At 43.6% G+C, this 13491-nt stretch carries 13 protein-coding genes; 6 read left to right on the forward strand and 7 right to left on the reverse strand.

Annotated features, from left to right (window positions below; all coding sequences use genetic code 11):
* Window positions 1–85 precede the first annotated feature (85 nt).
* Window positions 86–1702 (forward strand): lactate permease LctP family transporter, encoded by a 1617-nt coding sequence (locus NFS43_RS01240; RefSeq protein ID WP_251548941.1) that lies wholly within the window; start codon window positions 86–88, stop codon window positions 1700–1702.
* A gap of 22 nt (window positions 1703–1724) precedes the next feature.
* The gene (locus NFS43_RS01245; protein WP_251548942.1) at window positions 1725–2669 is read left to right on the forward strand and encodes an L-lactate dehydrogenase; all 945 of its coding nucleotides are present in this window, start codon (window positions 1725–1727) and stop codon (window positions 2667–2669) included.
* Window positions 2670–2723: 54 nt separating this feature from the next.
* Here NFS43_RS01245 and NFS43_RS01250 read toward each other — a convergent pair whose 3' ends face one another.
* Window positions 2724–3221 (reverse strand): hypothetical protein, encoded by a 498-nt coding sequence (locus NFS43_RS01250; protein WP_251548943.1) that lies wholly within the window; start codon window positions 3219–3221, stop codon window positions 2724–2726.
* 256 nt (window positions 3222–3477) lie between these two features.
* On the opposite strand from NFS43_RS01250, the gene NFS43_RS01255 reads away from it, so the two are divergent.
* Window positions 3478–4041 (forward strand): hypothetical protein, encoded by a 564-nt coding sequence (locus tag NFS43_RS01255; protein WP_251548944.1) that lies wholly within the window; start codon window positions 3478–3480, stop codon window positions 4039–4041.
* Window positions 4042–4385: 344 nt separating this feature from the next.
* Here NFS43_RS01255 and NFS43_RS01260 read toward each other — a convergent pair whose 3' ends face one another.
* A complete protein-coding gene (locus NFS43_RS01260; protein ID WP_251548945.1) occupies window positions 4386–5000 on the reverse strand; it encodes a LysE/ArgO family amino acid transporter in 615 nt (204 codons plus the stop codon).
* 135 nt (window positions 5001–5135) lie between these two features.
* On the opposite strand from NFS43_RS01260, the gene pdxR reads away from it, so the two are divergent.
* Complete coding sequence (gene pdxR, locus NFS43_RS01265; RefSeq protein ID WP_251548946.1) at window positions 5136–6587, forward strand: MocR-like pyridoxine biosynthesis transcription factor PdxR; 1452 nt, start codon at window positions 5136–5138, stop codon at window positions 6585–6587.
* Between the two features lie 47 nt (window positions 6588–6634).
* Here the strand turns inward: pdxR and NFS43_RS01270 are convergent, their stop codons facing one another.
* Window positions 6635–7138, reverse strand: coding sequence for a hypothetical protein (locus NFS43_RS01270; RefSeq protein ID WP_251548947.1), 504 nt, complete (start codon window positions 7136–7138; stop codon window positions 6635–6637).
* Window positions 7135–7608 (reverse strand): hypothetical protein, encoded by a 474-nt coding sequence (locus NFS43_RS01275; RefSeq protein ID WP_251548948.1) that lies wholly within the window; start codon window positions 7606–7608, stop codon window positions 7135–7137. The genes NFS43_RS01270 and NFS43_RS01275 overlap by 4 nt, the downstream gene beginning before the upstream one ends.
* Before the next feature lie 316 nt (window positions 7609–7924).
* On the opposite strand from NFS43_RS01275, the gene NFS43_RS01280 reads away from it, so the two are divergent.
* Both NFS43_RS01280 and NFS43_RS01285 read left to right on the forward strand, forming a co-directional pair.
* Window positions 7925–9022 carry a glycosyltransferase family 2 protein gene (locus NFS43_RS01280; RefSeq protein WP_420910284.1) on the forward strand — a complete coding sequence of 366 codons (1098 nt, stop codon included), beginning with the start codon at window positions 7925–7927 and terminating at the stop codon, window positions 9020–9022.
* Complete coding sequence (locus NFS43_RS01285) at window positions 9019–9633, forward strand: glycerol-3-phosphate acyltransferase (RefSeq protein WP_251548950.1); 615 nt, start codon at window positions 9019–9021, stop codon at window positions 9631–9633. The genes NFS43_RS01280 and NFS43_RS01285 overlap by 4 nt, the downstream gene beginning before the upstream one ends.
* Window positions 9634–9739: 106 nt before the next feature.
* On the opposite strand, the gene NFS43_RS01290 is transcribed toward NFS43_RS01285, so the two are convergent.
* The 3 genes from NFS43_RS01290 to NFS43_RS01300 all read right to left on the reverse strand — a co-directional run bounded on the left by NFS43_RS01290 (window position 9740) and on the right by NFS43_RS01300 (window position 13301).
* On the reverse strand, window positions 9740–10303 hold the full coding sequence (locus NFS43_RS01290; protein WP_251548951.1) for a DUF4256 domain-containing protein: 564 nt from the start codon (window positions 10301–10303) through the stop codon (window positions 9740–9742).
* 459 nt (window positions 10304–10762) lie between these two features.
* Window positions 10763–12283, reverse strand: a complete 1521-nt coding sequence (locus tag NFS43_RS01295; RefSeq protein WP_251548952.1) for a DHA2 family efflux MFS transporter permease subunit — start codon at window positions 12281–12283, stop codon at window positions 10763–10765.
* Between the two features lie 232 nt (window positions 12284–12515).
* On the reverse strand, window positions 12516–13301 hold the full coding sequence (locus NFS43_RS01300; RefSeq protein WP_251548953.1) for a class I SAM-dependent methyltransferase: 786 nt from the start codon (window positions 13299–13301) through the stop codon (window positions 12516–12518).
* Window positions 13302–13491 lie beyond the last annotated feature (190 nt).

A 13491-nucleotide genomic window follows, 5' to 3' on the forward strand; every position in this document is an offset into this window, starting at 1 on the left:
ATGGCAAAAAGTACGTTTAGAGAAAGCAGAATAGGTTACCTTAACAATGAAAGAGGCACCCGAGAAAAACTAGGGAGTGAATGGCTTGAATGCGTGGGTCCAGTCGTATAATCCATTGAACAACATCTGGTTATCAGCCCTTGTGGCGGCCATTCCGATCATCTTTTTTATTGTCATGCTGTCAGTTTTCAAATTAAAAGGCTATGTTGCTGGACTCTATAGCATTATCGCAGCAGGACTGGCTGCCATCATTATTTATCAAATGCCTGCTGCCATGGTATTCATGTCAGCAATTTACGGCATTTTAGCAGGGATCTGGCCAGTGGCCTCCATCGTATTTGCCGCCATATTCCTTTATCGAATCACCGTCAAGACGGGCAAATTCGAAATCATCGAAAATAGCATCTCGTTTATTACAGCCGACCAGCGATTGCAGGTTCTAATCGTCGCCTACTCCTTTGGGGCCTTTTTGGAAGGTGCGGCTGGCTTCGGTGCACCTGTCGCTATCACAGCAGCCATTTTAGTAGGACTAGGATTCCATCCACTTTATGCTGCCAGCCTTTGCTTAATCGCCAATATTGCCGGGGGTGCCTACGGAGCCATGGGCATACCTGTAACCGTCCCGGCCCTGCTGACAGGATTAAATGCACTGACAGTGGCACGATATACCGCCATTGTGATCCCCATTTTGTGCATCGTTGTCGCATTCTTGCTGATTTTTATCATAGACGGTTTCAAAGGAATCAGGCAAACCTTCCCTGCCGTTTTGGTAAGCAGCCTTTCCTTCGCCCTGACACAGGCCGTGGTGTTGACGACGCTGGGGGCAGAGCTTGCCGATATATTGGCTGCCATCGTCAGCCTGATCGCCCTCGCTCTCTTCCTGCAAGTGTGGAAACCAAAAGAAATTTTTCGCGTGAACAAAGAGAAAGTGCAGGATGCAAACGTACGATACTCACTTGGAAGGATTGCGTTCGCTTGGCTGCCATTTGTCTTTTTGACGCTTTGCGTAACCATTTTCAACCTGCCTTTTTTTAAAAATTTATTTATTCCAGGGGGTTCCTTAGAAAAATTAGTCTTTTTAATCCCCATACGAGGACTGGACAACTTGGTCATCAAACACGCTCCAGTTGCTCCAGAAGACACAGCATTTTCAGCTGTATTCAAGCTCGATCCTTTTTCATCCACCACGACTGCCATTATCATTACCATCATTGTGGCAAGTATTCTATTTCGCTGCAGCGGGCAGCTGCTCCTGGACACGACAAAAGAAACGGCGAAAGAATTATTTGCGCCGGTTCTGACCATTTGCAGCGTACTAGCCTTCGCTTACATCTGCAACTACTCGGGCATGTCATCGACACTTGGGCTGGCGTTCACTTCCACGGGCACCATTTTTCCCTTGTTCTCCCCTGTGTTAGGGTGGCTAGGGGTGTTTTTAACGGGCTCGGTCGTTAACAGCGGTTCCTTATTTGCGCCGCTTCAATCCGTCACTGCTGTTCAAATAGGGATTGATCCTGAAACAATGGTAGCCGTCAATGTACTGGGCGGAACCATGGCTAAAATGATTTCTCCCCAGTCCATTGCTGTCGCCGCAGCTGCAGTCGGACTTGCCGGAAAAGACAATGAATTATTTAAGTTCACCATCAAATACAGTTTAATCTTCCTTATTTTAATTGGGATTGTCAGCTGGATACTTTTTTAACCTGAAAGGAGAAAAAATCACGATGGAAAATATCAATCGAGTGGTTTTAATCGGGACCGGTGCAGTTGGCTGCAGTTATGCCTACTCCATGATCAACCAGGGGGTAGCAGAAGAATTGGTTTTAATTGATGTGAATGAGGCAAAAGCCGAAGGAGAAGTCATGGATTTAAACCATGGGATGCCATTTGCGCCTTCCCCGATCAATGTATGGCATGGCTCTTATCGTGACTGCGAAACAGCGGATTTAGTCGTCATTACAGCGGGATTGCCGCAAAAACCCGGTGAAACACGATTGGAGCTAGTCGAGAAAAACGCAAAAATTTTTAAGCAAATTATCCAAAACGTAATGAACAGCAAATTTAATGGCATCTTCCTAGTGGCAACCAATCCCGTGGATATCTTGACGTATGTGACTTGGAAAGTATCAGGACTGCCAAAAGAACGTGTCATCGGTTCAGGGACGGTGTTGGATTCTGCACGCTTGCGATTTGCGATTGGACAGTATTTAAAAGTGGATACCCGGAACGTTCATGCTGCCATTATTGGTGAGCATGGGGATACAGAGCTCCCTGTCTGGAGCCATGCGGCCGTTGGAATTGAGCCTCTTAAAACAGTGCTGGAGAACAAAAAAGAGATTAGTAAAGAGTGTCTGCAGGATATTTTCGTCAGCGTCAGGGACGCGGCATACCATATCATTGAACGCAAAGGGGCCACATTCTATGGGATTGGGATGTCCCTTGTACGAATTACGAAAGCCATCCTAAATAATGAAAACAGCATCCTTACCGTTTCTTCATACTTAAATGGAGAGTATGGACATTCAGATGTATATGTTGGGGTTCCGGCCATCATTAATCGTTCTGGGATCAGGGAAATTATTGAACTGAAGCTAACCGAAAAGGAAAAAACACAATTCGATCATTCGGTTAATGTATTAAAAGAAACCATGAAACCTGTCATTTCATAACCAGAATTCATCAGGAGAGCAAAACATATTGCAATAAACTAACCGGCCGGCAGTTTATAGTAACTGCCGGCTGGGATTTTTATTAATGGGCAAATGAACGATACATAAAATCAACCCAATCATTAAAGTGAAAAACGGAAATAGGAATGGAAAAAATATGGTGGGATAGACTTCCCAAGCATCCGTATAATAACCAATACGGTAAGGGCCAACTCCTCCAGCATTGAGCAATTCGGTTTGTAAGGCGTCTGGGTCTGCGAAGGTAAAAGAACTGCTTTCCACATTTCCCGCTTCATCTAAAGCATAAGATGTATATGCCAGCTTTTCCTCTGGAACCCAGCCGGCTATATCCCCATTAGGCATTTCCCTTTGTAATTCTCTCGTTTTCTTTAACAGGACCACAAACAGAGATTTATCGTTTTCCTTATCCCTTAAGGTTAAATACGCAGCCTCCCCGTAATATCTATTTAACCCTTCCTCTTCAGCCCTAATGGGATGATCTTTTAGCTTATCAAGCTGCTTTCCATCCAATTCCAATGATAAGTCGGCCAATTTTATTTGATGATCCCAGGGATCTTGATAACCTTTCGTTGGTTTTATTGTTTCCTTAATCTTTATGACATGATGACTAAAATTATCATACCTACTATTTTTATCACTTTTTTAGCTCTTTTCGTATAAAGACAAGGAGCTGGGATAGTTTAATAAGTAGGCAGCGAAACAGTGCAAATAACGTAGCAAAAGAATGAGCAGCTGCCTGTTATACGGATATAAGCGGCTTTTCACCGTCAAGGCAGGAGGTGTTAGCTTGTCAAGGAAACAGTATTGGGAGGAAATAAACAAAGCAAGCGAGAAGGTTTCATCATTAATGTATTCTTTTTGGCATGAGTATTCAGACTGGGGAAACTGGCAGTTCTGGCTGATACTGCTCTTCTTGCTTGCACCATTGGTTGTGCTTTTGATCAAGCTTGACCGCAGGAAAAGCCTTGAAATTCTTTTCTTAGGCTATACAGTCCATATGCTATGGACCTATACAGATCTCGCACTTATAAGACAAGGCTTTTTGGACCATAACTACTTTCTTGTTCCATTCCTGCCGCAAGGTCTAGGAATAACAGCATCCTTTTTGCCGGTTGCATTTATGCTTGCCTATCAATATTGCATCAATCATGATAAAAAATTTCCTGTATGGGCGCTGGTCTTAAGTGCGGTCATTGCTTTTGGTTTTGCACCTATTGAAGAAGCGATAGGACTCCTTTCCACGCAAAAGGGATTTACCATTGCTTATCTTTTTTTTATCGATTTTGCCATCTCGATGATTGCTTATGGGATGACGAAGTTTTTTACGCAATTTTATTCGGCCAGGCAATAGATCAAAAGGGGCTGACTCCACGTCTAGACTAATATATAGAACGGCTTTTTCTATATATGGCAGTGCGGCGTCTGTCCCCTTTGCTTTTTTGGCAGAAAGCGGATCATTTTTTTTCGTCAAATCTGGCAATGATACGACGGGGCTGTAAAGGTCCCCTTGCCCTTCTTCTCTTTGCTCAAACATTTCATCGTTGGCGAAAAGACCTAAAATTTTATTGTTCTTCGTTTTAGCCAATTGTCACATAATTTTAGTAACTTCAAATTGGGTATAGAGGGTCATCATTACAAGCTTTTTTCATTCGTGTAAATGGATGTTACATGATCAGTTAATAGAATGTAAAAATATCATTCTATTAACGTGATCAAAAGATAGACTGCTGCCCCCCACATGACTAGAGCTGATAGTTTATTTACGATCAACAAGATGCGGCCAGACTGATCAAGCTTCCCGCTTATTCGGCCCGCCAGCGAAAGCCCAAAAAACCACATCCATGAAACCAATATGCAAGCAAGGGCAAAGATGACTTTCTCTTCCCCTTGGTACCGTAAGGAGCTTGTTCCAATGACACCGACCGTGTCCATGATGGCATGAGGGTTTAGCAAGGAAACCGAGGCCGCAAACAATACCTGTTTCTTGAAAGAAAATGGATTGGCGCTTACTGCTCGTTCATGACTTGGTTTGCTATTCCATGTGGTCCATCCCATATAGAGCAGAAACAGGCAGCCTGCCCCCATTACGATCATTTTAATCCAATATGAATCTAACATCACAAGGGATACCCCCAAAACCGCTGCCAGGATCAATAGGGTATCACACAAAGAAGCGGTGATGATAACAGGCAATGAATAAACAAAACGCGCCTGCAAGGCCCCTTGATTAAAAACAAAAACATTTTGGACACCAAGAGGCAGAATCAGCCCTAGTGCCAGAATAAATCCATGAAAAAATGGTTCTGCCATCCTTCGTTCGTCCTTTCTTCTAAAACATTCAATGAATCTTATTTTATTGTGAAATGCTGCCGATGTCTCCAACCAATTGGATGGAATCTAAACCAACCAAGTAATATACTAGTTTTAAAAAGGAGGACGATTAAGATGCTTACAACCGATTGGAAACCCAATAAGTCATCCTCAGTGCCATTGCATCAACAAATCACCGATTTTATGAAACAGAAAATCGCCAATGGAGAGTGGACGGTCGGCTATAGGCTCCCTCCCCAGCGGACATTCGCAAAGGCTTTAGGTGTCAATCGGAGTACAGTCGTCACCGCCTATGACGAATTAATCGCAGAAGGGCTGATTGAAGGCAAAAGCGGCAGCGGCACAAGGGTCGTCAACAATACGTGGAACCTGTTAGCCACTGCCCCTCCGCCTGATTGGAACTCCTATGTGAAGGTAGGAACTCACAAGCCAAACCTGCCAACCATTCAGGAAATCAATCAGGCGGAGTTTACGCCCAACATCATTCGTTTGGGAACGGGAGAATTATCGCCCAGTCTGATTCCCGGCAATTCAATGAAACAAATATTTCAGCAATTGTCGAACAAGGAAATTACTTATGGCTATGAGGAGCCAAAAGGGCTGCTCCCTTTAAGAAAACAAATCTCCAACTATTTAAGGACCATTGGGATTTCAGCTTCTCCATCTTCGATTTTAATCGTATCAGGCGCCCTGCAAGCCCTGCAGCTGATTAGTGTGGGCTTATTGCATAGAGGTTCAGCCGTATTAACAGAAAAGCCGTCGTATCTTCATTCGTTAAATGTCTTCCAGTCAGCAGGCATGCGGCTAGTGGGTATCCCTTTGGATAAGGAAGGGATTCAGGCCAAGCTGATTCCAGCCTATAAAAAACAACAAAATGCTGCTTTGCTCTATACCATCCCCTCCTTCCAGAATCCAACTGGGACGTTAATGACGGAGGAAAGGCGCCAACAATTGCTGGATTTTTGCCAGCAGGAACAGCTGCCTTTGATTGAAGATGATGTTTACCGGGAATTATGGCTGGATGAAACTCCGCCAACACCCATGAAGGCTTCTGACAAACAGGGACTCGTCCTCTATTTGGGAAGCTTGTCTAAAACGTTAAGCCCCGGGCTTCGTATTGGCTGGATGGTCGGTCCTGAACCAGTTGTGGACCACTTGGCCGATATTAAAATGCAAACCGATTACGGATCTAGTTCTTTATCGCAATGGGCAGCAGCAGAATGGTTTTCCAGCGGGCTTTACGCTCAACATCTAGTTGAAGTAAGAGAACAGCTGAAAATGCGGCGGGATTTTACTTTCGATACGTTAAACAAGTATTTTTCTGAGCTTGCCGTTTGGGAAAAACCATCGGGAGGATTTTATATTTGGCTGCATTTGCTCCCGTCCCTCTCGATGAGAAAATTATTTGAAAAGGCCCTTGCAGAAGGAATCTTACTGAATCCAGGCAATGTCTATGATCATCAGGCGGAACAATATCTGCGAATCTCCTATTCATTCGCCTCTCTTCCATCTATAGACGACGGCCTCAAACGATTGTCCCAAATAGTGAAAGCCATAGCCAAATAAGGGCTTCTTTTGAAGCTCTGATGGCTCGATTCCTTGTCTGCTGCCATCTAAAATTTTCTCTCCCCATATGTTTCAATAACATAGTAAAAAGCAACCCACATACTTTGGACGAACAAATAGATGATGAATGAGAAATAGAGGTTGTAACCATGCCGGTAATGAAAGACCCCAAAATGGGAAAATAATTTTTCCAGCCCGGCGCTTATAAATGCCCATGCTAAAATATATACCAGGGAGAATCGTGGTTTGATTTTAAAACGGTCATACAGATAAAAGAAAATGTAGCTATAGGGACCGTACATCACATGGGACAAAAAATCTGTCAGTTCAACACGGGAGCTATCATTTAGGTCATAAAAGCTAACAGGAAGAACGCTTAACGTGTGGTCAAAGAAAAAGCCAATAAACACTCCACAAAGCAGGTAAATAGCGGATGTCTTTTTCGGAAATCGTTTGGGTAGCATTAGTACAACTAAGATTCCAACAACAATTGAAATAATCACGAACCACTCATTGGCATTAAAATGATTATCATAGTGATTAATCTTCAAGGCTGCCTAAGTCCTCCTCTATCCAGGCGGACAAACCACCGGGCAATCCAAGCCATCACCATAATAAATACCACATACATAAGAAAAGAGTTCAGAAAGGTCCATTGGCGAAAGTCGATGAGCGCTAACCTAATCATCATCCAATCATCCGCCACCAATATCACCAGGATGACGAGCCCAATTGTCCAGCGCCATCCGGCTCTTAAGGGAGAATTGAGAATCCCCGCAGCCATAATGACAAGAAGAGGGATGATAATAAAGCGGCAAAGATCCAGCGCCAGTGATTTTTCTACTTTTCTTGTGACGGGAACCCAGTGCAGATTAACGTCAAGTAATGTAAATAAGCTGACCGTCATAATGCCAACAATGAAGTATAAAAAGAATATGTCCGTTAGGGTTAACCATTTAGGCACCAGGACGAATACAATCATGACAAGCCATGCAACCAGAGCTATTATAGCAAGGGACATATCCATCATCCTTAACACGATTTAACACATACGTATATAAACTGCCCCAAACCTATACAGTTATTCACCATTTTCCACCGATGCACCAGCATCATGGCGGAATAGGGCTGTTCAGCACCGTCGGAGACCTTTTCAAACATTTCAAAAGTCCCATAGTTGGAGTAATATATTCTTAATAGTCTTAATATTGTCTTTAGGAGGAGGGAGAATTCCGTTTTTAAAGACGGGGGCTGGCAATCCTTCCTCTGATTCTTTCATCATCGAACAATCGTGGTTGTCCAATACATCCTTTTTAGTGGTAAAGAGGTGAAACAAGCTGATTGTCATTATTTCGTCCATCCTATCACTTGGGCTCCTATCCGGCATCATTCTTTTTCGGAAAAATACTATTCCTGTGAGAAAAGAACCGCTCGACTGGCACGAAACGATATCCGTCATCATTCCTGCCCGAAACGAGGAAAAAAATATGCCGGAGCTGCTCGAATCACTGCTTAAACAATCGATTAAAATTGATGAGCTTATCGTAGTAGATGATCATTCGGAGGACCGCACAAAAACTATTGCCGAGAGTTACGGCGTGAACGTCTTTACTGCACCTGAACTTCCTGATGGCTGGACCGGAAAGACCTGGGCCGTGTGGAACGGTTACTTGCAATCACATGGTGAAACCCTGGTGTTTCTAGATGCGGATATCCGCCTTGCTGAAACCGCCATTCAATCGCTACTCTTGGCGCAAAAAAATCAAGGCGGGGTCCTATCCGTTGTTCCCTGCCATATCACTGAAAAGTTTTATGAGAAGTTTGCGATGGTCCTTAATTTATTGGGGGTATTTGCCTTTACTTCCCCGTTTGAGGCAAGAAACAAAGAAAAGGGGCTTTACGGAGCGTGCATTGTTGCGAAGAGGGCCGATTACGATAAAATCGGCGGCCACCAAAGGATCCGCTCCGAGATGCTGGATGATTTAAATTTGGGGGCAAGCTTCCAAAATGCAGGCATAAAAGTCACAAACTATATCGGCCACGGTCTTGTATCCTTTCGCATGTATCCGGGCGGATTTAAAAGCGAATTGGAGGGATTCGCCAAAGGAGCCGTTTTAAGTACAGCTTCCCTTAATAAATATACTTTATTCACGATTATTCTATGGATCTTAGGGCTGATCGTTTCGCCATCCTGGTTCTTTTTGATCGGCCATCCTGTATTTTTCCCTTTATTCATCGGCTATATTTTGTATGCAGTTGAAATGATTTATATCAACCGGTTTGTCGGGCGATTCGGCCTCATCCATCCAGTTTTCCATTTTCTATCAGTCATTTTTTTCCTAATTGTGGTCGCCTATTCCCTGTATCAAGCTGTTTTCCGCAAGAAGGTCATCTGGAAAGGCAGGTATATCCGTGTCAGGGGAGATAAATCATGATGCCGGTCCTAACTCTGCTCTGTTTCCTATGCGGATCTCTGATGTTCTCCTACTGGATTGGCCTTTTATTAAAAATCAATATCCGCACAGCAGGCGACGGCAATCCGGGGGCTGCGAATCTCTGGAACACGGCAGGGTACAAATTCGGGATCCTGGGTGTTGCGCTGGATTTCTTAAAGGGGTATGTGCCGATCCTCCTCCTTGTAAATACGGGAGCATTGTCAGGTTATCAACTGATACCGGCTGCGCTGGCACCGATCGCGGGGCATGCCTTTTCTCCTTTTTTAAAATGGAACGGCGGAAAGAGCCTATCCGTCAGTTTTGGGGTATGGAGCGCCTTAACCCAATTTCGCGCTTCCCTATGTTTCGCCATTATTTTAGCTCTTTTATTACTCTTCATGAAGCTGACAGCCAAGGGGAGGAAATCCACGAGCAATGAAGATGGCTTGCAGACGACCATCGGATTTTTGTTCGTATCCATCTATCTATACTTTGGAAACTATCCAGCCTTTATTCTGTGGATTTGGCTGGGCAACCTTCTCCTCTTTTTATGGAAAAATAAAGAGGGAATCACTCAGTTCATCAAAGATAAACGAAAAATTGAGGAATAGCATTCGAAAATCGGTTGACCCCTTAACATGGTCAGGCACCCTTGCCAGCTTGGCAGCGGGTGCCTGGGATTTTCAGCTCCGGAGAAAATTTTCCATATGAAGCTATTTAAACCTTAAGCGAGCCGCGGAACCCCCTTGCCGCATAGTAGGATTCTGCACCATTGTGGTACACAAAGACAGTGCCGTAGCGATAATCACAAAAGAGGGCCCCGCCAAGTTTTCTAATATTCGCCGGTGTTTGCACCCAGCTTGAGGTTTTCTGATCGAAACTTTCAAGGGTCTGCAGTTCTCGGTATTGTTCTTCCGTTAAAAGTTCGATTCCCATGTCAGCCGCCATATCGATAGCGTTATTTTCAGGTTTGTGGTTTTTTCTGGACTCCAGCGCCTCACGGTCGTAACAAACACTTCTGCGTCCTTTAGGACTTTCCGGTGAACAGTCATAAAAAATGAATTCACCCGTCTTCTGATCATAGCCAGCCACATCTGGTTCTCCGCCCGTGCTCTCCATTTCCTTAAGCGTCCACAGTTTTTCACGATTAGATTCAAGCTTAGCCTGTACTTCAGCCCATTCCAGATCTTTATGCCGGTGCCGATTTTTCTCAAAACGGGCTTTCAGCGTTCTGAGCAGTTCTTCACATTGCTCTTGTGACAGTTCCTTATTCATCTTCATTTCCCCCTTGTTTTACGGTTTCAAGCAGTTCTTTTAGTAAGAAATTCATTTTTCTCCTCCTTCAGTCATCCGCTTGGCTCATTTCTTCCATTTTTATCATTATTTCATGGAATTTCAACCCTATTCCCAATGGGAGAAAGAAATTTTTTTACGAAAGGCTCTGTTCGGTGTGTAGGGATGAGAATGAATAGGAGGAGAATTTCCGTCTATTGTAGATAGTGGGGTCTTACGAAGCCGATATAAGCGGAGAATTTCCGCTTAACAGCTTTAATTAAGCTAAATTTCATTGATTTTGATACAATAAGCGGAAAAAACTCTCTTATTTTTAAGGAAATACCCCTATTTCCCAATTTAAGCGGAATTTCTCCGTCTATTTTTCAAACACAGAAAATCAATGTTCACAGAGCCTTACGAAAAAAATAGAGATGACCCTTTTTTTAGCCATCTCTATTCCTCCAATTAATTTTCCGCTAATTTCTGGGGCGCCCTTTTTCCCGTTTCCTGAACACCCCCAGCCGGTTTTACCCGTTTAATAAAGAAGGCTAAAACAAGCGCGATACAGGCAATTCCTACCGATACTAAGAAGGCATCATTAATCCCTTCCAGCATCGCCTGCATCGCAATTTGCTGCTGCATATCAGCTAATTCCGCAGGCGTCGGCTGGCCTGTCAATTGTTTCATTGTGGATGCCGCTATTTCTGGCGCATGTGTTTTCGTACGATTGGACATAATCGTGACCAATAAGGCGGAACCGATCGCCCCTGATACTTGCTGTAATGTGCTGTTCATTGCGGTTCCATGCGGATAAAACTGCGCTGGCAATTGGTTTAATCCGTTGGTCACAACAGGCATCATCACCATCGACATCCCAAACATCCGGGCAGAATAGATCAGCATCAATTCTGTATAAGAGGTATGAAGTGTTAACGTGCTCAAGTAATAGCTTGTGGCAATCGTGATCGTCAAGCCAACCACAGCTAAGACCCGGCCGCCATATTTATCAAATAATTTACCTGTAATCGGGGACATGATCCCCATCAAGATCGAACCAGGAAGCATCAGCAATCCGGATTTGATAGGTGAGATTCCGCGGATCGATTGAACATAAATCGGCAAAAGCAGCATGGCCGAGAACATCGCCATCGTGATGACAATTGATATGGCTGATGAGAGCGAGAACATGGGATATTTAAAAATTCGGAAGTTGAGCATCGGCACTTCCAATTTTAATTGGCGCCAAATGAAAAGAAGGATGGAAATAGCGCCAACCGCGATCGTGACGTAGACCTCCGGACTGTCCCAGCCTTTATCCCCCGCAGAACTAAATCCGTACAGCAGTCCGCCAAAACCGATAGTGGATAATAAAAAGGAGAGGAAGTCCAGACGAATTTCCACGTGTTCCTTCTTGTCCTTTAGCAGGAAAACAGCGATTAACAGGACGATCGCTGCAATCGGTGTGACCAGATGGAAAAGCATCCGCCAGTCAAAGTGTTCGATTAACCAGCCTGATAGCGTTGGGCCAACCGCTGGTGCGAAGATGAAGACCAATCCGAATAGCCCCATCGCTCCGCCCCGTTTTTCAGGAGGGAAGCTTGTTAACATGACATTCATTAATAATGGCATCATAATCGCAGCTCCTGATGCTTGAACCATCCTGGCTCCTAATAAAACAGGAAAACTCGTGGCAAAGCCTGCGAGAACAGTCCCTATAAAGAATAAGCCCATAGCAGTTAAAAATAAGCGGCGCACTGTGAATTTTTGGATCAAAAAGGCTGTGGCCGGAATCATGACCCCGTTCACCAGCATATATCCTGTTGAAAGCCATTGAACGGTGGATGGCGAAACATCCAGGTCTTTCATAATCGATGGCAAAGCCACATTTAATAAGGTCTCGTTCAACATTGAAATAAATGCCCCAATCATCAGGATCGAAAGGATCCCCCATGGCGGGCGATTTGTTTCATTGATTGATTGTTCCATTTTTGTACCCCCATAATCAATAGTTCATTTTTACTTATCATTTCACCCCGATACCATCGTATCCACTCTTTTTTCCAAGAAACAAAATGGCTTCAAAATCAAAAAAAGATACCCATCAATGCTGGGTATAAAGTGAAAGGTCTAATAAAATTTAACTTGGTATGCTTCTAATCATAGAATCTGTATGTAAACGATGTGTGAATGCCATGTTAAGAATATCTTAAGTTTGTGTTCAAATTTTCCTTCCGCTCAATATCATGGCATTTCCTAGTACTTTTTTGTTCAATAAGAGCTTGGGCAATGGGATGGCATCAGCAAGTTTGCAGCTATTCCATTCCGCTGCGTCATGGTTCTTTAGGGCATTGATGAGCTCTTTTTCATCCCCAAATATTTTTTTATCCATAAATAAATCCAGGAAGACAAATTCACCGCCAGGTTTTAATACCCGCAAAGCCTCTATCAGGACTTCGGTTTTTTTGCTTTTGTCTTTTACTTCATGGAAGGTTAGGCAGCTGACAATTCGATCAAATTCATGATCATGAAATGGGAGCTCTGCAGCACTTGCTTTCAAAAATTCAATCCGGTCAGAAACTCCTTCTATTTCAGCATTTTGCTGGCATTGCGCTTTCGAATATTCCCAATTCCCGCCCCAATAATCAATTCCGGTTAATTTGGCTTTCGGAAAAGCTTTGGCCAGTTTAATAATCAGTGAACCGCTGCCTGTCCCTATATCCAGGATTTTCCCTTCCCCGTCCCCATTTACCTTGGCAGCTATTAAATCATGGATTTTTGACTGATAATCCCCCCCAAATGCTGCGAATTGGTAAACAGAATAGGAAAGGATAAAGGTTATATAAAGAAAAGGCAGTGCTAAAATGCCTGCCAGGAGGCGCACATATACATTGACAGGTATTACTGTTATTGAGAGAAGCATGAGTGAAATAATGAAAAAAATAAGCAGTTTGTGCATTCGAATCCAGGTTTGATAGTTGGCTTTTGACTTCAAGTGATCAGTCATCCTTAAATAATCTAATTTTGTTTATTATCATTATAAGCGCACGTCTTTGGACTTCTCAACCTATTTCTTGATCTATTATCAGACACCTGAAGGAGGCCGAACTAAGGTCACCAGACAGTGAGTATTTTGTCAATCACAACACAATCTAAATAGGACAAAGGGATTTACCCCCCTGTCCTTTAGTTTGGTT

The organism is Neobacillus muris, assembly GCF_943193175.1.
Lineage (GTDB): Bacteria > Bacillota > Bacilli > Bacillales > Cytobacillaceae > Neobacillus > Neobacillus muris.

Excerpts from the sequence above, each read along its gene's own strand:
- NFS43_RS01290 (WP_251548951.1), bottom strand. The coding sequence starts at position 10,303 with ATGAAGATGAATAAGGAACTGTCACAAGAGCAATGTGAAGAACTGCTC.
- NFS43_RS01260 (WP_251548945.1), bottom strand. The coding sequence starts at position 5,000 with ATGGCAGAACCATTTTTTCATGGATTTATTCTGGCACTAGGGCTGATT.
- NFS43_RS01285 (WP_251548950.1), top strand. The coding sequence starts at position 9,019 with ATGATGCCGGTCCTAACTCTGCTCTGTTTCCTATGCGGATCTCTGATG.
- pdxR (WP_251548946.1), top strand. The coding sequence starts at position 5,136 with ATGCTTACAACCGATTGGAAACCCAATAAGTCATCCTCAGTGCCATTG.
- NFS43_RS01295 (WP_251548952.1), bottom strand. The coding sequence starts at position 12,283 with ATGGAACAATCAATCAATGAAACAAATCGCCCGCCATGGGGGATCCTT.
- NFS43_RS01245 (WP_251548942.1), top strand. The coding sequence starts at position 1,725 with ATGGAAAATATCAATCGAGTGGTTTTAATCGGGACCGGTGCAGTTGGC.
- NFS43_RS01300 (WP_251548953.1), bottom strand. The coding sequence starts at position 13,301 with ATGACTGATCACTTGAAGTCAAAAGCCAACTATCAAACCTGGATTCGA.
- NFS43_RS01275 (WP_251548948.1), bottom strand. The coding sequence starts at position 7,608 with ATGTCCCTTGCTATAATAGCTCTGGTTGCATGGCTTGTCATGATTGTA.